Source organism: Paenibacillus sp. FSL H8-0175 (assembly GCF_045040615.1).
In the GTDB taxonomy this organism is placed as follows: Bacteria; Bacillota; Bacilli; order Paenibacillales; family Paenibacillaceae; genus Paenibacillus_AQ; species Paenibacillus_AQ odorifer.
Window position 1 is genome coordinate 4,058,658 of the sequence record NZ_CP150299.1, and the last position, 19,802, is coordinate 4,078,459.

Annotated in this window: 15 protein-coding genes; 4 read left to right on the forward strand and 11 right to left on the reverse strand. The window is 43.2% G+C overall.

All coding sequences use genetic code 11. From position 1 onward, the window contains the following. Positions 1–1,479 precede the first annotated feature (1,479 nt). Positions 1,480–2,367, forward strand: a complete 888-nt coding sequence (locus MHH46_RS18075) for a fructose bisphosphate aldolase (protein WP_076194668.1) — start codon at positions 1,480–1,482, stop codon at positions 2,365–2,367. 378 nt (positions 2,368–2,745) lie between these two features. Here the strand turns inward: MHH46_RS18075 and MHH46_RS18080 are convergent, their stop codons facing one another. From MHH46_RS18080 to MHH46_RS18090, 3 genes are all read right to left on the reverse strand, one after another. Beyond that, the gene (locus MHH46_RS18080) at positions 2,746–3,108 is read right to left on the reverse strand and encodes a DUF1304 domain-containing protein (protein ID WP_076128270.1); all 363 of its coding nucleotides are present in this window, start codon (positions 3,106–3,108) and stop codon (positions 2,746–2,748) included. 163 nt (positions 3,109–3,271) lie between these two features. After that, positions 3,272–4,105, reverse strand: a complete 834-nt coding sequence (locus tag MHH46_RS18085) for a hypothetical protein (protein ID WP_143762788.1) — start codon at positions 4,103–4,105, stop codon at positions 3,272–3,274. Between the two features lie 92 nt (positions 4,106–4,197). Beyond that, on the reverse strand, positions 4,198–5,781 hold the full coding sequence (locus MHH46_RS18090) for a glycoside hydrolase family 43 protein (protein ID WP_076194663.1): 1,584 nt from the start codon (positions 5,779–5,781) through the stop codon (positions 4,198–4,200). 121 nt (positions 5,782–5,902) lie between these two features. On the opposite strand from MHH46_RS18090, the gene MHH46_RS18095 reads away from it, so the two are divergent. Continuing rightward, positions 5,903–6,760: an AraC family transcriptional regulator gene (locus MHH46_RS18095; RefSeq protein ID WP_076128265.1), complete on the forward strand. Its 858-nt coding sequence runs from the start codon at positions 5,903–5,905 to the stop codon at positions 6,758–6,760. A 7-nt stretch (positions 6,761–6,767) separates the two neighbouring features. On the opposite strand, the gene MHH46_RS18100 is transcribed toward MHH46_RS18095, so the two are convergent. After that, on the reverse strand, positions 6,768–8,222 hold the full coding sequence (locus MHH46_RS18100) for a glycosyl hydrolase family 28 protein (protein WP_076194660.1): 1,455 nt from the start codon (positions 8,220–8,222) through the stop codon (positions 6,768–6,770). Between the two features lie 212 nt (positions 8,223–8,434). Here MHH46_RS18100 and MHH46_RS18105 point away from each other — a divergent pair, with 212 nt between their 5' ends. Continuing rightward, on the forward strand, positions 8,435–9,541 hold the full coding sequence (locus MHH46_RS18105; protein ID WP_076194658.1) for a glycoside hydrolase family 88 protein: 1,107 nt from the start codon (positions 8,435–8,437) through the stop codon (positions 9,539–9,541). A gap of 64 nt (positions 9,542–9,605) precedes the next feature. Here MHH46_RS18105 and MHH46_RS18110 read toward each other — a convergent pair whose 3' ends face one another. The 7 genes from MHH46_RS18110 to MHH46_RS18140 all read right to left on the reverse strand — a co-directional run bounded on the left by MHH46_RS18110 (position 9,606) and on the right by MHH46_RS18140 (position 17,687). Next, positions 9,606–10,667, reverse strand: coding sequence for a glycoside hydrolase family 76 protein (locus tag MHH46_RS18110; RefSeq protein ID WP_076194656.1), 1,062 nt, complete (start codon positions 10,665–10,667; stop codon positions 9,606–9,608). 12 nt (positions 10,668–10,679) lie between these two features. After that, positions 10,680–11,735 (reverse strand): glycoside hydrolase family 76 protein, encoded by a 1,056-nt coding sequence (locus tag MHH46_RS18115; RefSeq protein WP_076194653.1) that lies wholly within the window; start codon positions 11,733–11,735, stop codon positions 10,680–10,682. Positions 11,736–11,768: 33 nt separating this feature from the next. Beyond that, positions 11,769–12,656 carry a carbohydrate ABC transporter permease gene (locus MHH46_RS18120; protein WP_076142466.1) on the reverse strand — a complete coding sequence of 296 codons (888 nt, stop codon included), beginning with the start codon at positions 12,654–12,656 and terminating at the stop codon, positions 11,769–11,771. Between the two features lie 33 nt (positions 12,657–12,689). Beyond that, a complete protein-coding gene (locus MHH46_RS18125; RefSeq protein WP_036688088.1) occupies positions 12,690–13,577 on the reverse strand; it encodes a carbohydrate ABC transporter permease in 888 nt (295 codons plus the stop codon). Positions 13,578–13,641: 64 nt separating this feature from the next. Next, entirely contained in the window at positions 13,642–14,946 is a 1,305-nt protein-coding gene (locus MHH46_RS18130; protein WP_076184486.1) for an ABC transporter substrate-binding protein, read from the reverse strand. 44 nt (positions 14,947–14,990) lie between these two features. Continuing rightward, the gene (locus tag MHH46_RS18135; RefSeq protein ID WP_076194650.1) at positions 14,991–16,256 is read right to left on the reverse strand and encodes a glycoside hydrolase family 125 protein; all 1,266 of its coding nucleotides are present in this window, start codon (positions 16,254–16,256) and stop codon (positions 14,991–14,993) included. Positions 16,257–16,502: 246 nt separating this feature from the next. Then, positions 16,503–17,687, reverse strand: a complete 1,185-nt coding sequence (locus tag MHH46_RS18140) for a substrate-binding domain-containing protein (protein ID WP_076194647.1) — start codon at positions 17,685–17,687, stop codon at positions 16,503–16,505. 383 nt (positions 17,688–18,070) lie between these two features. Here MHH46_RS18140 and MHH46_RS18145 point away from each other — a divergent pair, with 383 nt between their 5' ends. Then, positions 18,071–19,765 carry a M3 family oligoendopeptidase gene (locus MHH46_RS18145; RefSeq protein WP_076184489.1) on the forward strand — a complete coding sequence of 565 codons (1,695 nt, stop codon included), beginning with the start codon at positions 18,071–18,073 and terminating at the stop codon, positions 19,763–19,765. The last annotated feature ends 37 nt before the right edge of the window (positions 19,766–19,802 follow it).

A 19,802-nucleotide genomic window follows, 5' to 3' on the forward strand; every position in this document is an offset into this window, starting at 1 on the left:
CGGACTCAGGTGACATTAAACGTCGATACTTACTCGTCTGCGGAGGCTACATGTTCTTGCCATCGATGGTCCGGACTCAGGAGACGCTATTTCGCAGATTCAGGTTATTTCGCCATGCTATCGGACTCAGATGCAACTATTCGACCCAATGTACTCCTCTTTGGAGCAAATACTTGGTAATAAGAGCTATGCAGTCCGATAATTCTGAAAAATGCTTCAAAAACACTAAATAGCTGCAATACAGTCCGAACGGTAATGTAGTATCTTCAATCTTGCTAGTCCGGACTCAGGTGACATTAAACGTCGATACTTACTCGTCTGCGGAGGCTACATGTTCTTGCCATCGATGGTCCGGACTCAGGAGACGCTATTTCGCAGATTCAGGTTATTTCGCCATGCTATCGGACTCAGATGCAACTATTCGACCCAATGTACTCCTCTTTGGAGCAAATACTTGGTAATAAGAGCTATGCAGTCCGATAATTCTGAAAAATGCTTCAAAAACACTAAATAGCTGCAATACAGTCCGAACGGTAATGTAGTATCTTCAATCTTGCTAGTCCGGACTCAGATGACCTCAGACGTCAATTCGTTCTCGTCAGTTGAGGCTACATGTTTTCACTAACTATGGGTTTGGACTCAGGTGACGCCTATACGTCGATACTTACTCGTCTGCGGAGGCTACATGTTCTTGCCATCGATGGTCCGGACTCAGGAGACGCTATTTCACAGATTTTGGTCATTTCGCCATGCTATCGGACTCAGATGCAGCTATTGAACCAAATTCACTCTTCTTTGGAGCAAAAACTTGGTAATAAGAGCTATGCGGTCCGATACTTCTGAATAATGCTCCAAAAACACCAAATAGCTGCAATACAGTCCGAACGATGCTGTAGTATCTTCAATCTTGCTAGTCCGGACTCAGCTGACATTATACGACGATGCTTACTCGTCAACCTAGGCTATATGTCCACACTAACTATGGGTTCGGACTCAGGAGACGCTATTTCACAGATTTTGGTCATTTCGCCATGCTATCGGACCCAGATGCAGCTATTGAACCAAATCCACCCCTCTCTGGAGCAAAAACTTGGCTATAAGAGCTATGCAGTCCGATACTTCTGAAAAATGCTCCAAAAAATCTAAATAGCTGCAATACAGTCCGAACGATGCTGTAGTATCATCAATCTTGGCTAGTCCGGACTCAGGTGACCTCAAACGTCGATTCGTTCTCGTATGCTAAGATTGCAAGTCTGCACCATCTTGAGATCGGACTCAGGAGACCTTACACGTAGATACCTCGTCATCCCCATGGATCAATTAGATCCGGAAGTCCTTATAACGCAGATTCAAACCACTCACATTAGACTAGTTACCTGCCAAGTTTACAATGCCATTTGTTTAGAGCCGGTACATTAAGTGTTATAGTTAATGAACATAAGATTTTTCATTCAGTTCACGAAAGGAAGGAGTATTTTCATGAATATGGAGCAATGGGAAAGAATTCGGACGGGACAGGGATTTATAGCTGCCTTGGATCAAAGTGGTGGCAGTACACCAAAAGCGCTGCTGCAATATGGTGTTGCAGAGGACAGTTACTCTAATGAAGATCAAATGTATGGGTTGGTTCACGAGATGAGAACGCGCATTATCAAGAGCCCTGCATTTGATTCAAAGCATATACTGGGTGCAATCTTATTTGAGAACACAATGGATCGTTCCATAGACGGGCAATATACTGCCGATTTTCTATGGGAGAAAAAAGGGATTGTGCCTTTCCTGAAAATCGATAAAGGGCTTGCCGACCCTGAAGACGGAGTACAACTAATGAAGCCTATTCCCGGCTTGAGTGATCTTCTGAAGCGGGCCAACGAACGTAACATCTTTGGTACAAAAATGCGCTCGGTGATTAAAGAGGCTAATCCTTCCGGTATCAAAAAGGTGGTTGAACAGCAGTTTGAAATCGGTAAGCAGATTTTAGCAGCGGGACTCGTACCTATTATAGAACCGGAAGTTGATATCCACAGTGCTGATAAAACGGCTTCAGAGAAGCTGCTAAAAGAAGAACTATCGGCCCAATTGTCTACGCTGGGCAAAGACGTGAAGGTCATGCTTAAGCTCTCCATCCCAACGGAGAATAATTTCTACCGTGAATTAATGGAGAATCCTCATGTTTTGCGAATTGTCGCTTTGTCCGGCGGTTACACACAAGCAGAGGCCAACGATAAGCTCGCCCATAATCAAGGACTGATCGCCAGCTTCTCACGTGCGTTATCACAGGGACTAAGCGCTGGGCAGTCAGAAGAAGAGTTTAACGCGCTCCTCTCTAAATCTGTAGAAGCGATTTATGCAGCCTCTATTAAATAAGATCCTCATTTAAACCAGCACATAAAAAGAGCTGTGTCCCTGACAGGTGTTCCCTGCTAGGTAGCAGCTCTTTTTTTATGATGAGAATTTGCTTTTAAAGTCTAGAACTTTCAGATTAAACGCCATTTCGTCTACTCTTTCAGCCCACACAAGCATGCAATAGGTTTGTTAAAGTCCCTTACATCTTATCTAAGGACCACACCTGTACCTAAAACACATTAATCAACCACTTCTCTGTTGTTTCTTGGTACACTATCCATAATTCCTGTTTTAATCCAGCGCAGTTCTTTACCCAATAATTTCTTGATCTTACGCAAAAAAGGCTTCCACCACGCAAGTACGCGAGGTAGAAACCTAATCGATTACTTCTATGTTATCTTAAATCGAAACCACGAGGATTAATGCAATTAAAGCTGGCAGTCCTTGCATAAATAAAATAGACTTTTTCACCGTCAGTCCTCCATATAACGCTGCCACTATAACAGTTGATAAGAAGAAGATTTCAATTTGATGGCCGAAATTTACATTCGGATGAACCAATCCCCAAATTAAACCTGCCGCCAAAAATCCATTGTATAACCCTTGGTTCGCTGCCAGTGTTTTAGAAGCATCCGCAACTTCCTGTGTCATTCCAAAGACTCGAAGCCCTTTTGGCTTTGACCAAGCGAACATTTCTAAATAAACAATATAGATATGTATTAACGCAACAACACCGACCATAATATTAGCTACCCATACCATCAAAATAACCACCTTATTTTAATTTGTGTACAATTTAATTGTATCACATTAAAACTCAAAAGTGTATACAAAATCCCATAAACAATTCGACACTAAAAAAAGAATAGCCATAATCTTCAAAAAAAAGACTATCGCTATTCCATACGTAATGTTTTATGAAATTCTAAAATACTTTTGCAGCAATATAAACGGTTACGCTATTGTAAAAACCATAAAGAGAACCATTGCTCCAGACGAAATTGCTAGGATCTGAAATTCCCGTATTTTGAGACGCTTGATGTCCATGTTTCTCTGACCATAGACCTGAGCTATTTTGAAGCATGAAGTGGTAATCTACGTTATCCTCAGGAATATCGACTTTACCATTACCATTTGAGTCGATCCATCCCACTCTTAGTGCAATTCGATGTTCATCGGAATTAATCGCTGCAGTTCGGCCCGGAAGTATCCGCCAACCCGGTTTAAAGTATAAAGGATTCGTATTGCCATCTTGAACCACAAGACCAGCAGTATAATACACGTTAGTAAAATAGGCAGGATCTCTGACATTTGAGACCCCGTCTCCATCACCAGGGTTGATTGCCCCTGGAAATCTTAAGGCATAACCATAACAGTTAATCCCATAACTATTTTCGGCTGTATACGGCCACGCATGACCATAAGCGGAAGCTAGAGTTGCTTGCGGAGAATCAGGTTCAAAAGAAGGTGTTATTAGCTCCGGTGCTAATAATTCATTATTAATAAGATTGTCATCTGCCGGGGGTACAAAGCTTGATGACTCTTTGAGTTCTCCAACTGTAGTAACATTTCCTTGTGTGTCCACAATAATCGTATCGTCGCCCTTCCATTCTCCAACCCAAACCTTTTCCGGTCCAGAAGTTTGGACTTCTTTCAAATTACTGACGTCGACGTCGATGGGTGCGGCCATTGCAGCAGAGGACAGGGCCAGATTCAGTAAGAGCGTGCAGGTTATTGCGGCTTTATAAGTCTTTTTCAAAATCATAAACATCCCTTTCTATGTAAGATAAGTAAAAATTAACATTTTATCCTAAAATAGACTATGAAGAATGTTATGGTTTTTCCGAACACCTATAAAGCTTTATATTCAAAATAGTCAAAATAAGCCGGCTTCGCTTGCTGATCCAAATCCTGAGCACATACCCCGACATAGGAACCGGTAAAGCCAAGCTTGCCGCCATATTCATCCGAAAGCGTACCAAAATCTAAGGGAGTACAGACAGCTGTCCAATTCACCCCGTCTGATGAAGCATAAAACAACAGATCACGTTCATGGATTTCCGCCTTTAGATAATAACGATCCCAATCCTTCACAGATAGCTGCATAGAGGAAATCTCATCGTATTTGCCACCTCTACACAGCACAACGCCCAAACTAGTTCCACGAATCTCATCTGCGGTAACACGCAAATAATAGTAATCACTGTCATCATAATAGAGGACTAACCCAGCCATTTGCAGGAAGCTATCCGGCTCGAATTCCAGACAGGTTGTAGCTGAGCATTCAAAATGTTGAATCGGCCGGGCAATTAAACTCTGATCATGCAGTGAAGCTAACGACTCTCTGCCGCGCAGACGAAGAAAACCCGGACGTTCCTTCAAGCTAACCCAAGATTCATCAAAAGGTACACGCAAGCTTTGGTATGGAAATCCAAGAACCTCTCCATCAAATTCATCTCTGTTTGGCAGCTCCTCAAAAGTGAATATCGGCAGGTCAGGAGCCACGGTCTCCAATGCAGGCAGCTTCCCTCCGTGGGCCAATCGCAACCAGCCATCCTCTGTCCATTCACAACGTTGAATCGCAGTTTCCCGGCCTAACGGATTCATCGTTGCCGTTCCCGGAATCGGACGTGTGCATAAATGCGCCATGTACCAGTCCCCATTCTGAGTCTCAACGAGCGATCCGTGCCCTGCTTGCTGAAACGGGTAGGTCAGATCATGCGCCGTGGTCATAATCGGGAAATCCGGATCCGTCTCATAAGGACCTGTGAGGCTTCTGCTTCTAGCTAAGGTGACCATATGGTTGATGCCAGTGCCTCCTTCAGCTGTCAGCAAATAATAGTACCCATCCTTCTGGTACAATTGCGGACCTTCGGTCACTCCGATAGGTGTCCCTTTATAAATTTCATGGATAGGTCCCGTTAATTTGCCAGTCTCCGGGTCATATTGCTGCATAATGATGCCAGAGAAGTTATTGTGATTTTTACGGAAATCCCAACGCATATTAAGCAGCCATTTGGTCCCATCCAGATCATGGAATAAAAATGGATCAAATCCGCTGCCATTAAGTCTAACCGGCTCACTCCACGGGCCCATGATATCCGTCGCTGTAATTAAATAATTATGCAGATCTTTATATACACTTTTGCGAGATTTCACATCTGTAAATAGCAGATAAAATACGCCTTGATCATAAGAAAGCGCGGGTGCCCAAATGGAACCAGAGCTTACGTTACCACGCAGATCTACTTGTGAGGCTTCTGTCAGCACACGTGAAATGGAATGCCAATGAACTAGATCCTTGGAATGATGAATTTCTACACCTGGAAACCATTCAAAAGTAGAGGTTGCGATATAATAATCATCCCCTACTCTAATAAAAGACGGATCTGGATGAAAACCTGCCAACACCGGATTAACAATTTTTTGCGTCATAATGTTACCCTCCACTACCGGATTTTTCATAGTTTAACGTATTTATTGTATCGCTTTCATAACGATTAAAGTTATAATGAGATATAAGAAAATGTTTGTATTTTGTCATCTTGGAGGGCCTATGAAGCAGCTGTTCGAACCTGTTGTTTTTGAAGAACATAAGACCTTGATTTGGGATTATAAAATATATACCGACGACTATTACAAAGGTTATTATCACTGGCATCAATGCTGTGAAGTCATGTTCGTGTATGGCGGACAGGGAAACGTTGTTGTGAATCAGCAGATGTACGATATCCGCAGGGGAATGTTATTCTTTTTCCAGCCCTATCAGCTGCACCGGATCTATTCTGAGGTTTCTCCCGAGTGTCCTTTTGAACGAACCATCTTCTACATTGATCCACATGTTGCTGAACACCTGCTGGAGGGTTTTGCGAAAAGGAAGGCTTTATTCACAGCGCTTTGGCAAGGGAAAAATACACATTGTGCCTTTGATCTTAAGGATCACGTTGAGTCTGTGGAGTGGATTCTGGAGCAATATAATCACAATAAAAAAGTCAGTCTGACTGAGGATACCGAAGACATTTCACTGTTAATTCTTCAATTATTGAGCAATATAGGAACTGAAGATCAGCATGTATTCCAATCAGGAGAACGGCGAACCTTGCGCTATTCTGAGAAAATCATGAGTTTTATCGAAGAGCATTATCATGAGGAGGTTAATCTGGATCAGTTAGCTGAGGAGATTCACTTGTCCAAATCCTATATCTCCAGAATCTTTCATCAGGAAACCGGAGGAAGGCTTGTTGATTATCTGACTGCCCGCCGGATCAAACAGGCCTGCCGCTTGTTAGGAACGACAGACCTGCCTGTGGAGCAAATCGGAATCACTGTTGGTTTTCCAAATGCCTCATATTTCAATCAACTGTTCAAAAGAGTCCTAGGGACGACGCCATTAAAATATAGAAAAAGTAATTAGATCCAATCTACACAACCGTATTTTTTTCAGTAACGAAGAGTATATTTTTAGCAAAATGATTAATATCTATCAGCTCTGGGCGGGGGGCGTCCACCAGTTCACCATTGATCCTTAAATTGACAAAGGTCACATTTTCAACAGCTCTCTCTTCGTCATATCCATAAATTCGTGAAGGGTTGGCCGTCCCGCTATAGCTGATGTCGCGAAATGTAATGTCCCGGATGCTTGTCCCCGGCTCTGGATTGTAATCCTTGTTATAGACCACCCGCACATCAATTAGCTGCCCCCGCTCAATACGCTCTACACGTATATTTTCATATAGAACATTACATACCCTATTTCGATCCCCGGCATTAATCGCCAGTGCCCCCCAATAGTTCTCTTGCGGTTCGTGATGATTCAAGATATCAATATTTGCAAAAACAATAGACTCAATGGTGTCCCCGTTCCGTTCATGGTCCCCATGTGTACCAATCATTAATGGATGAGCGACATCCGCCCACAGAATGGAATCACGAACGCTAATATTACGGGTATCCCCATAAAAATCCCATCTCGAGCCGTAAATAGCAATACAATCATCCGAATTACGCATAAAAACATCCCGGATTCTAACCTCGGAACTAGACATAATATCAATGCCATCAGACCACCCCCGAGTGCTAAACGATTTGAAATTATCAATCACAATCTGCTCAGACTGCCCGATGAAAATGCTGTAATGTGGCGGATCAATCACGGTAATACCTTCCACATTTATGGATCGCGAAAAAATAATTCGTATCCCTCGAAAGGCCGAGAATCGATGAAAATCCGCAAGATAAATTATACCGCGACCACGAATGGATACATCATGAACTCCCTCGCATACCAAGGAACCTACAAGCACTGAACCTCCGGCAAGATACACCGTGGTTTCCGAAGGGACCGGCAATACTGTTTCTTCTATATAATGTGTGCCTGGAGCGAAATAAAGCACCTTCCTTTTTTCACGAGGATCAGCAGCGGCATTATCCAGCAGCCGTAAAAGATCAGGTTTCCGGTGTATACCCGGTTGGACTACTAGAACATTAGCATCCTCTGGTTGAGGGGCATCCTTCTCCTTAGGGTTAGCAAATAAATGCAGATTTCGAAAAATATCACCGTTGATCTCAATCGATAACTTTTGCGGACCTGTTAGCTTAAACAAAATGGTATTTCCATGATATTCGTAAGAGATCCCTCGCGAAGCCGGAGCAATGTTCACACAATCAATCTCCGTATAAAGACAGGTGACTTCAACTTCTACTGTACCTTCCAGATCAAAATAAGCCATGGATGCAGGACGCACCTCATGCATATCTACCTTAACCTCGTAAATAAACAAGCTATGCCATTCTCCTTCAGGCTGCCGTACTCTAACCTTATAATCCTCACGTCCCGGGATATCTTTAGGTGCTTTATATACTTGTAAATCATCCACTTTACCATCCTCCTGTTCATTTCGATTGTATCGTTTCCAACACCGATAAAGTTTTAATGTGTTATGCAGAAATGTTTGTATTTTGTCAGTTTTAAATTATAAGCCAACTTCAACATGACAATAATCAAACATTTCCTTATATCAAAACACAACTTTCCTGAGCTTTAGAAAGCTATACTCATAACATCCTAATTACACTGGAGGCAATAATAATGACAAGCCCTTATTGGCAGGAAATCATGGGTAGACTTGATACAAAAGTGGAACGTATGGTAGAGCAGATCGGTGACAAGTGCCCGCATTTCGCCGGGAAAGATGGCAAATTTGATGATATCGGTTCAGACTGGTGGACTACAGGGTTCTGGCCTGGACTCCTCTGGATCATGCATGATATGACCGGAAAAGATCTTTACAAGGAGGCTGCTTGGCATTGGGACGGTACCTTGGAGGAATGGTTTGTTAAACCAACGGTTGAGATGCATCACGATGTGGGATTCCAATTCCTTCCGACAGCTGTAATCAAACATACAATTACAGGTGACGAAGATGCCCTGCGCAGAGGAATTGAAGCTGCGAATTTCCTCGCTGCCCGCTATAATCCTGTAGGCAAATTCATCCGCGCATGGAATGAAGATAAATACGGCTGGGTAATTATCGACTGTATGTTAAATATCTCCCTGCTGTTCTGGGCCAGCAAAGTGACAGGTGATCCCCGCTATAAGCATATTGCAATTAGCCACGCCGAAACGACAATGCAATATGGCATACGTGAGGATGGATCCACCAAACATATTATTTCTTTTGATGCAGAGACAGGTGCTTATCTTGAGAATTTTGGCGGTCAAGGCTACTCGGCTGAATCCTCTTGGAGCCGAGGAACAGCTTGGGGATTGTACGGCTTTATCAATACTTATCGCCACACTGGTGATGAACGTTTCCTGAACACTGCTAAGCGGATCGCACATTATTTCATCTCTGCTTTGCCTGAGGATCAAGTCCCTTATTGGGATTTCCGCCTAGAGGATGATACCCGGATGTTCCGAGATAGCTCCGCAGCCTCTATAGCCGCTTCAGGATTATTAGAGCTTGCAGATATCGTACCCTTAGGCGAAAAAAGTCTATATGCAAATGCAGCGGAGCGAATTCTGCGCTCACTGACGGAAAATTACGCAACCTGGGAGCTGCCGGAGCATGAAGCGATTTTATTGCACGGAACTGGCAGTGGCAATTCCTTCATTGATGTATCCCTGATCTATGGAGACTACTATTATATTGAGGCTATCGCTAAATTAAATGGCTGGAAACATCGGATTTTCTAATTGCAGATAGTTAATTTAAACAACAAAAAGACACCTCTCTTGAGGTGTCTTTATATATTTCAGGCTATTCGTTCACCAGTGCCGCAGCACCCTCCAGAAGCATCAAGCCGCTGAGTTGAATACTCAGCTGAACCGGAAGCTCCGGTTTCACTTCCCACGATGAACTGCACAGACCCAGTTGTTTATCCAGACCTTTTTCCCACAACTGCATTGCATTGGCCAATATAACCTCGCGAATACGGATATTTACAGGAGATATTTTACAGAGCTGAACCAAATAACGAATCAGAATGCCCTTGAACAATCCAGTATCATCAATGCCTTCATCAGGCAACATCAGATTAATTGGATCGCATAACCGATCAATACATGTATTAGCCGTTCGATTCGCATCTTCTAAGTAATGAACATCACCCGTATTCTTGTAAAGCTCTAGGCCAGCGCCTAGAAACACTCCCTGACAGTAAGTAAACTCCCAGTCGTAATCGATCTGGCCATCCCCAAGTCTATTCATCCCATCCCACACAAAACCAGTCGTAGAATCCATCAAATATGTCTTGTTCCATTCATAGATACGGAGCGCCCACTCCAGATCCTCTTGCTTATGAAAAATTTCATATAACCGGGCTGCAAGGATGACGGCAGGTGCATTGGCAGGTGTGTTTTTATAATCTAGCTGATCCTTCTTCCACGCCAGACCTCCACCCAACTGTTCATTCCAAGCCGTCTTAATATCTTCCCATAGATTAAGCACAGCACTTAAATAGGCTTCATGTCCTGTAACCCGATAAGCACGCAGCAACGCCAATGCTGTCCATTCCATATCATCATAGTAATTATGCCTGAAAGTCCCCCCGTTATAAGCTTGCAGACTCTGACTTAGCTCCATAATTTTCAAGGAATACACAGGATCTCCACTACGCTCATAACCATCTACTAAAATATCAATGACATGAGCCTGCCACCAATAATAAAAGTTTTCCCCCGCAACGTTGTACGCTCTGGGATACCATTGGTTCATGATCCCCGTCTCAGCATTATAATAATTACGTAGTAGACATTGTTGGAACCACTCGGACTTTTCCTGCCAACTGACTGCTTCTATGGCTTCCTTTGCTTGTGTCATTAAGAACTCACCTCAACCCTGTTCTTTAGTTAATTCAGCCATCTTCTCCAGCAGCTTTATCGCACTAAGCTGGGAGCTGAGCTGAATCACACCAGCGGAAGTCGAAGTCCAATCTGTGCCAAACAACACTTTATCCTCTGACTTTCCTTGTTCCCAGAGACATTCTGCATTCGCTCGCAGGAAATCTACAGCTTTAACTGCTGCGGAATCAGCTTTGACCCATTCAGCTGTATAGCGAATCAGGATTCCTTTAAACAGTCCCGCATCACCATTTCCTTCATCTGGCAGCACACCTCCCTCAGAGTCAGCAATTTCATGGGCTGCGGCGGCAAAGGTTAGACGAGCATCCTCTAAATATTCCTGCTCTTTAGTGATACGGTACAGTTCAACTGCTGCGCCAATGAAAACACCTTGGTTGTAGGAGTATTTCCAATCTTTATCGATCTTTCCATCGCCAGTGCGATTCATGCCATCCCATACAAAACCCGTTGCCGGATCTACTAGATGCTCTTTTTGCCATCTGTATATTTTTAACGCCCATTCAAGATAGCCAGCTTCACCAAAAGCTTGATACAAGCGTGCCGCAAGTATAGCTGCCGGTGCGTTGGCTGGTGTATTTTTATAATCCAACTGTGATTTCTGCCAAGCAATTCCACCGCCCATATGCTCGTTCCAACCTGTCTGAATGTCGTTCCATAAAAGAAGGGCTGTATCTTTATAACCTTCCACTCCTGTTGCTTGATAAGCACGAAGCCACGCGAGAGCCATCCATTCCATATCATCATACAACTCATTTGGCCACATACCACCATTTCGTTGTAGCAGACCTTCATGAAGTGCGGAAAGCCTTTTGGCATACCAGTTCTCTCCAGTCCGCTGTAGTCCATCTACCAATACATCCACAGCATGGGCCATCCACCAATAATGAAAAATCGTGTTGCATTCTCCATTTGGACAAGGTGTTTCTATATTGTACATTTTGATCGCTTCATTCCAGAAGAATGAATCCAATGCAGCTTGTGCTTGATTCGCCCGTTCCTCCCAAATCCCTATCTCCAATTGATTCATATAGACTCTCTCCCTGGTTCGATTTTTATTGCATTAACCCTTAATACCACTGAAGGCTATCCCCTGTACAAAATAACGCTGAAGAGCTAAAAACAACACCAATATCGGCAAGATTGCTACTAGCGCTCCAGCCATCATTGGACCGTAGTCTGTTTGAAAATTATAAGAAAAAGCTTGAAGTCCCATCTGAATCGTTGCTTTGTCGGGATCATTCAGCACAATCATTGGCCACAAGAAACTGTTCCAGCCCGCTTGGAAGGTAAAGATACTTAAAGTAGCCAGCGCAGGTTTAGTCAACGGCAAATATATCCGCCAAAATATTTTAAACTCTCCACAGCCTTCGATCCGGGCCATTTCCATCATGTCACTAGGCAAGGTGAGAAAGAATTGCCGCATGAAGAACACAGCAAAGGTTCCAGAAGCGCCCGGAAGAATAATCCCCCAGAATGAGTTCATCAGCCCGTTACCCCCGCTACCAAAAATATCATTTCCTCCAAAAAGAGGAATATGGCGCATGACATAAACCGTGGGGATCATCGTCACAATGCCTGGTATCATCATCGCCGCAAGCAGCACGCGGAATATCGGCTTATTGAGCTTAAAATTCAATTTTGCGAATGCATAACCACTGATAGAACCAAAGAACAGATTCGCCAATACACCCGCTACTGCAAGTACAAGCGAATTCCAGAAATAGAGCGCAAACGGAACCGTAGTAAATGCCTTACGATAGTGTTCTAAGGTCAAATGTGAAGGAAACCACCGGATGGGCATGGCGAAGATCTCTTCGTCAGGCTTCAAGGATGTAAGAACACTCCAATAAAAAGGTAGAAACATTACGATAGCAATAACTATGCACACTATATAATAGATAGATTTGCTTAAGCTTCTTTTTAATAACGAACTTCCGCTAGTATCCATACCTCTATCTCCCTTCTGCATGGCAAGCCCGGCTTATACAATGGACTCCTCCGCCTTTGTGATCCGCATGTTTATTAGTGAGAAAATGAGAATCGCCACAGCAAGCACAAATGCTTGTGCAGACGCATACCCCATTTGCAATTGATTAAAGCCCTGCTGATAGATCAGATAAACTGGAGTCTTTGTCATATTCGCCGGACCACCCTGCGTCAGCACAAAAGCTTGGTCGAACAACTGCAACGCACCAATGATTGACATCGTACTGACAAGAAAGGTTGTTGGTCGCAGCTGCGGCCAAGTAATAAACCGGAAACAAGCCAGCTTATTAGCACCGTCCAGCCGTGCAGATTCATACAAATAGTCGGGCACGCCCTGCAGACCTGCCAAGTAGATAATCATATTAGAACCTACCGATTGCCAGAGGGTAAGCATAATAATGGATAACATCGCCGTTCGGGTCTCGGATAACCAAGCTGGACCCGTAATCCCAACATAAGACAACAATCCGTTAACCAAACCAAATTCAGGATGCAAAAGCCAGATCCAAACGGTAGCAGCAGCAACGGCGGATGTAAGGGTAGGCAGATAATTCAATGTGCGGAACAACTTTACCCCACGCCAGGATCGACTAAGCAGAATCCCGAGGAGAAGCGAAATCAGAATATTAAATGGAACGAAAATGATGGAATACAGAAATACATTTCGGAATGTTTTCCATAACAAACTGTCCTCTATCAAACGGCGATAGTTATCAAAACCGATCCAATCGTTTCTACTAAGTACATCGTAGTTGGTAAAGCTTAAATATAGCGCCATTACCACAGGGATGACTGTGAATACTGTAAACAGCAATACCGTGGGTGTAATAAACAGATAAGCCGTCCGCGCCTGATGTTTCTCTAGCTTTCTGATGGAAGCCATTTCAGCTACCCCCTCCTAAGCAAAAGGGAGGCGAAACCTCCCTTCACTTCAAATGTCTTACTTATTATTTCACTACTTCATTATCCTTCAGCATTTTGTCGCCCTCTTCTTGCGATTTCTTCAAGGTCTCATCAATGCTCATCTTGTTTTGCTGATTAAGCTGCAAATTAGGGGCCAAAGCATCAGTCTCCATCACGGAATATCCAGGATGGTTCGGACGAACCTTGGCGAACTCCAACGTTTCCAGAAACGGCTGCCACTTTGGATCATCCTTGAAAAACGGATCTTCCATCGATGGCTTATAACCCGGCAGGTTTAGACTCGTCTTTGCCCAGAGCAACGCGTTATCCTTGTTCGCTGTCCACCATTTGATGAACTCCCATGCTTCTTCCTTATGTTTGGAGCCTTCTGGAATCACTAGCCCAAATCCACCCATGACACTACCTTTATCACCATTTGGTCCGGCCGGAGGAGGAACGATTCCATAATCCAGGTCTTTACCATATTTGTTATAGGTGCTGAGCATCCACGGACCGGAATACAGCATAGCCACTTTACCTGTGACAAAAGCATCTTGCCCTTCACCAAGTCCAAGTTCGAACCCTACTTTATACACTTTGTCCTTGTTCATTAGGCGATCCCAGAACTCAAGCACCTGCTTGCCCTGCTCATTATTAAAATTGGTCTTTCCATCCTCTGTAAGCATGGTGCCGCCAGCCTGTTGGAGATACATATTAAAAAGTCCCAAATCTCCCATAGAAAAACCTGCAGTCTCCAATTTATTTCCATTCCATTTCGTTAGCTTCGTAGCCGCTGCCTCTAACTCATCCCAAGTTGTTGGAGGCTGAAGTCCTGCTTCTGCGAGCAGCTTCTTATTATAGAAAAGAGCACGGGCATCTACTGTAAGCGGCAGCCCATATAATTTGTCATCGTATGAAAGCTCCCGTAGGGATTCACTGTAGAAATCATCTTCGGAAATACCGTCACGCGTTAAGTATTCATCCACCGGATGCAGTACATTTTTCGGGGCATACAGCGAAGTTCTCCAACGGTCCCAAAACAGTACATCAGGAGTGCCGCCATTGGTCGCAGAAGTTAGGAATTTCGTGATCATATCCTGTTGCAGCACATATTTTACGTGAATTTTATCCTGCGATTTATTAAAAGCATCCACCATGGTCTCGAATTGCTTCTGCCCCTCACCGCCCCAATCTCCCCAGAAGGTAAGCTCTGTCTTTTTCCCGGTACTGCTCCCAGCTTTGCTTGTGTTTCCGGTCTCTTTGTCCGCAGATCCGTTATTACCGCCGCAGCCCGCAGCAAGTGCAGTAGTCATTACCAAAACAATTGAGGTAACCAGCCATTTTTTCATGTTCTCTATCCCCTTTAGAGTCGATTATTCAAACCTTGTTGGTCTCATCCGCGTTTAATCTGCTTACCACAGCGCATGAGTACAAGCTCACAGAACATCATGTTTGCCCAAGAGAACCATGGACGTGTAAATTCATCAGGATTATCCACATGAAACCCTTCATGCATAAATCCAGTTCCTGCATCCGTCTTCTCCAGCAGATGAAGTAAGGCTTCCTGTTCCTCAAAGCGGGTAGATGTCATTCCCTGCATCGCTAAAGCTATGGGCCAGATATACCGATTTGGCGTATGCGGACTTCCAATGCCAGCAGCCGCTTTTCCTGCGAAAAAATAAGGATTAGTGCTACTTAAAATAAGTTCACGGGTATTTTTATAAATAAGATCATCAGCAGTCACATAACCCAAATAAGGGATAGAGAGTAGACTAGGTACATTTGCATCATCCATAAAATTCACCTGTCCCAGACCATCTACTTCATAAGCATAGACCGCTCCAAACTCTGGATGTTCTACAATTCCATACTCACTTATTCCCTTATTAAGCTGGTCAGATAGTTTTCTAGCTTTCTTTTCCAGCTCCTGATCACCTAAAATCTCACGGGCAATTTCACACACATATCGTAAAACAACCACCGCGAACATATTGGCCGGAACCAAATACCCATATTCACAGGCATCGTCACTAGGACGAAATCCAGACCAAGTCATTCCGGTATAAGCCGTCAACGTCCCTTTGCCTTCTCGAGCTAACGTATCCGTGGGCGGACAGTTCATCCGTTGAAAAAGATATTTTGAATCGCGCTCATGGTTCTGTTCGGTAGTCCATAATGTTATGATTCTTTCTACGCCTGTTACAAACGACTCATTAAACTGACTAGTACGGCCCGAATTCTTCCAGAGCAGATAACTCAGTTGGATTGGATAACATAACGAATCAATTTCATATTTTCTTTCCCAGACTCCCGGGCTCATCTCCGTCAGATCCTCTTGGTGGCCATGCCCACTTTCTTCTTCATTGAATGCGTTAGCATACGGATCAAGCTGGATGTAAGTAAATTGTCTACGTACAAGTCCCTCAATCATGTCTGCAATTTCTTCATCTTCGGAGGCAAGGATTAGGAAAGGTCTGACCTGTGCGGCGGAATCCCGTAGCCACATCGCTGGAATATCTCCGGTAATAACAAAAGTGCTTCCGTTTGGCATTCGTTTTAAGGTTGTGTTCCAGGTGTTGGCCATACATTTCTCGAACATTTCGGCTAATTTCGGGCGATCACTCAGCTGTGCTTTTACGCTAGATGCCAGTTTATGCATTGACTCGGGTATTTCTCTAGTTGCTTTCAGTTATAATACCCCCTTTTTCTTTTTAAATTTGAAGCGCTTTCATTGATTAGTATATTGTCATGTGATTAGTATGTCAATATGTTTATTTTATTATAATGATATATCAATACATCTATAATGATAAATACATATCTAAAACAAATAAAAAAACCCATCCAAAAAGATAGGTTTTTATAACAACTAATATATGTTTAATTTGGAGAATAAGCCAAAATTCTATTTAGAGATAGATTGTTTAGCGGAGCTTGTGGATTCACCAGAAATTAACTCAGCTTCCAGCATTATCTTATTGGACACACTCTGCCCGTTCATAATTCGCAATACATTTTCTACTGCAAGCCGCCCCATCTCTTCTTCATTTTGCCGTAAATGGGTAAATGCATAACCCGAACCAAGTGGAGTTGGCGGACTATCAAAGCAAATGATCGAAATATCTTCTGGAATTCGTAGCCCAAGTCGTTGGACCGCAGTTCTAGCCAGCAGCGCAATATTATATTCCACAGCAAAAAGCGCCGTTATTGTTGGATTCTTTTGCAAATGAGAAATTAGCCGCGAAATGTCATGTTCAATATTCTCATCGTTGAAGGAATCCGGTAGTGTTGAGGTCAAATCGCTGACCCACAATCCCTTGTCTACAGCTATTCCCCGTTCCGCATGCGCTTGAATAAATCCCTCTACCCGCTCTTCAAGAGCTGTGGTATCCGCTGGAGGTGGAGAGAGAAAGGAGATATGAGTATGCCCGAGATCAAATAAATACTCCGTACCTTTGAGTGCAGCCTGCATATTATCAGTACTGATCGATGCTGCTGCCACTCCTTTTAAATGGCGATCTACCAGAACTAGCGGGAACCGCCCTATCACCAATTTTAGAATCTCCGCATTAAAAAATTCGCCTTGAGCCGGAAAAATGATCAGACCATCTACACCTAAGCTGAGCAACTTCTGAATAGATTTCTCTTCGTTCTCCGGCACCCCAAACGTTCTTCTTAAAACCAGAAAACAATCATTATCACGTGAAGCCTGCTCCATGCCATAAATTAAGCCTGTGCCATAGCTGTTGCCAAAGTCGGTAATAACCAGACCGATCGTCTTTTCCTCATGGTTAAAGGAATTGAAAACAGTTCCGTCGGAGACCGTCCCCGGAGATATCGCTGATTCCATGTAATCGACTGCTGGATCTGCCACAAATGAACCTCTCCCCGGTTTTCTCACAATTAATTGTTCCGCGGCGAGCATTTCCAGAGCTTTTTTACTCGTAATCCGACTAACATTATAGGCTTCAGCCAGTTCTTTCTCAGAGGGAACCCGTTCCCCTTGTCCATAGGATTTATTAACGATAAGCTGCTTCACTTCATCAAATATTTTTTCATACATCGGTTTGGATGATGTTGTCTCACTCATGACTTTCGTTATCTCCTGACTCTAATTTTTTCATCTTATACATAATAATATATCATGATATATTAAGTTTGTCGACAGTTGTGCGGCTACAGCAAAAAAAGAGGGAGGAAGGATGTAAAGTGGAAAAATACAAAACTTCGTATATAAACAGAGATAACCCGTATTCAGTGAATGCTGGTTAAATAAAGGCTAAGTAATCGCTATAAATATCATTTCTACTATATTCTTAGATAATATCAAACCGTATTTCATCTAACAAGTTTTTACACTTTTGTCCATTTGTTCTTTTTTTATTCAAAAACAGCTAACACAGGTCTATCGTAAATTGCTGTTCAGAATATATAATAGAGACTATCTGGTATAGAAAGGAAGTTGAATAGTTAATGAAATTTAATGATTATCGCTATGAGCGCCCGGATGTAGAGAAGTTCAAACAGGATTTTAACAACCTGCTTAAAGATCTCAATGACACCGAGCCATTAGAAGTGCAAAAGGCTTCCGTTACCGCTATTAACAAGCTTCGCAATGAGTTTGACACCCTGCAGACATTGGTTAGCGTTCGCCATTCGATCAATACAACAGATGAATTCTACAAGGCTGAACAGGAATTCATGGACGAGATTGGCCCTATCGTTCAGGAATACATAACGGACTACTACAAAGCACTCGTCAATTCCAAATACAGAGCCGAATTCGAACAAGAATGGGGCACGCAGCTGCTTCAGCTTGCAGAAGTAGCTCTGCGTACTTTTAGTCCAGAAATCATCGAAGATTTACAATTGGAGAACAAACTCTCTACAGAATACGCTCAGCTTATCGCGTCCGCCAAGATTCCATTCGAAGGCGAAGAACGGACACTGACTCAGCTTACTCCTTTTGAATTGTCCACGGACCGCGATATGCGCAAACGTGCTTCACAAGCCAGATATGATTTTATGTCTGAACATGAGAGTGACTTTGATCGAATCTATGACGAGCTAGTTAAAGTCCGTGACCGCATTGCTAAAAAGCTTGGTTACAGCAACTTTGTTGAGCTAGGTTATGACCGGATGATGCGTACCGATTATAACGCCGACATGGTAGCCAACTTCCGGAAACAAGTTCTGGAGCATATCGTACCCGTCTCCCAACAGCTTAAGAAACGGCAGACTGAACGCCTAGGTCTGGATGCCTTGAAGTTTTATGACGAGAACTTCAGCTTCAAGACTGGCAATGCCACTCCTAAAGGAGATCCTGACTGGATTGTAGCTAACGGATCCAAGATGTACAAAGAGCTCTCTCCGGAAACTGATGAATTTTTTACTTTTATGTTGGATAACAATCTAGTGGATTTAGTAAGTAAAAAAGGTAAGCAAGGCGGTGGCTATTGTACTTACTTCAGCCAATACCAAGCACCTTTTATCTTCTCAAATTTCAATGGAACCTCAGGGGATATTGATGTCTTGACCCATGAAGTGGGGCATGCCTTCCAGGTGTATGAAAGCCGAAATATTAATGTACCTGAATATGCTTTTCCTACTTATGAAGCCTGTGAGATCCATTCCATGAGCATGGAATTTTTTGCTTGGCCATGGATGGAATTGTTCTTTGAAGAGGATGCAGACAAATACCGTTTCAATCATTTGGCAGATAGCCTTCAGTTTATTCCTTACGGAGTTACTGTAGATGAATTCCAGCATTTTGTTTACAGCAATCCTGAAGCAACCCCTGCTGAACGTAAGCAAGCATGGCGAGAAATCGAGAAAAAATATTTGCCGCACCGCAATTATGAAGGTAATGCTTATCTGGAACAGGGTGGATTTTGGCATAAGCAAGGCCATATCTTCGCCTCCCCGTTCTATTACATTGACTATACACTAGCACAGCTATGTGCCTTCCAGTTCTGGAAACGTTCAAATGAAGATTTTAAATCCGCTTGGAGTGATTATTTAGAGTTATGTCAAGCTGGAGGAAGCAAATCCTTTATCAAGCTGGTTGAACTTGCGGGCCTGACTTCACCTTTTGAAGATGGCTGCATTAGTTCGGTCATTGGGGAGATTGAAAGCTGGTTAAACAGCATTAATGATAAAGAACTTTAATAATACCTTGCAATACCGATAAAAAAGCAATCCCTGC

Excerpts from the sequence above, each read along its gene's own strand:
- MHH46_RS18145 (WP_076184489.1), top strand. The coding sequence starts at position 18,071 with ATGAAATTTAATGATTATCGCTATGAGCGCCCGGATGTAGAGAAGTTC.
- MHH46_RS18095 (WP_076128265.1), top strand. The coding sequence starts at position 5,903 with ATGAAGCAGCTGTTCGAACCTGTTGTTTTTGAAGAACATAAGACCTTG.
- MHH46_RS18075 (WP_076194668.1), top strand. The coding sequence starts at position 1,480 with ATGAATATGGAGCAATGGGAAAGAATTCGGACGGGACAGGGATTTATA.
- MHH46_RS18110 (WP_076194656.1), bottom strand. The coding sequence starts at position 10,667 with ATGACACAAGCAAAGGAAGCCATAGAAGCAGTCAGTTGGCAGGAAAAG.
- MHH46_RS18130 (WP_076184486.1), bottom strand. The coding sequence starts at position 14,946 with ATGAAAAAATGGCTGGTTACCTCAATTGTTTTGGTAATGACTACTGCA.
- MHH46_RS18135 (WP_076194650.1), bottom strand. The coding sequence starts at position 16,256 with ATGCATAAACTGGCATCTAGCGTAAAAGCACAGCTGAGTGATCGCCCG.
- MHH46_RS18080 (WP_076128270.1), bottom strand. The coding sequence starts at position 3,108 with ATGGTATGGGTAGCTAATATTATGGTCGGTGTTGTTGCGTTAATACAT.
- MHH46_RS18105 (WP_076194658.1), top strand. The coding sequence starts at position 8,435 with ATGACAAGCCCTTATTGGCAGGAAATCATGGGTAGACTTGATACAAAA.
- MHH46_RS18140 (WP_076194647.1), bottom strand. The coding sequence starts at position 17,687 with ATGAGTGAGACAACATCATCCAAACCGATGTATGAAAAAATATTTGAT.
- MHH46_RS18115 (WP_076194653.1), bottom strand. The coding sequence starts at position 11,735 with ATGAATCAATTGGAGATAGGGATTTGGGAGGAACGGGCGAATCAAGCA.
- MHH46_RS18120 (WP_076142466.1), bottom strand. The coding sequence starts at position 12,656 with ATGGATACTAGCGGAAGTTCGTTATTAAAAAGAAGCTTAAGCAAATCT.
- MHH46_RS18090 (WP_076194663.1), bottom strand. The coding sequence starts at position 5,781 with ATGACGCAAAAAATTGTTAATCCGGTGTTGGCAGGTTTTCATCCAGAT.
- MHH46_RS18125 (WP_036688088.1), bottom strand. The coding sequence starts at position 13,577 with ATGGCTTCCATCAGAAAGCTAGAGAAACATCAGGCGCGGACGGCTTAT.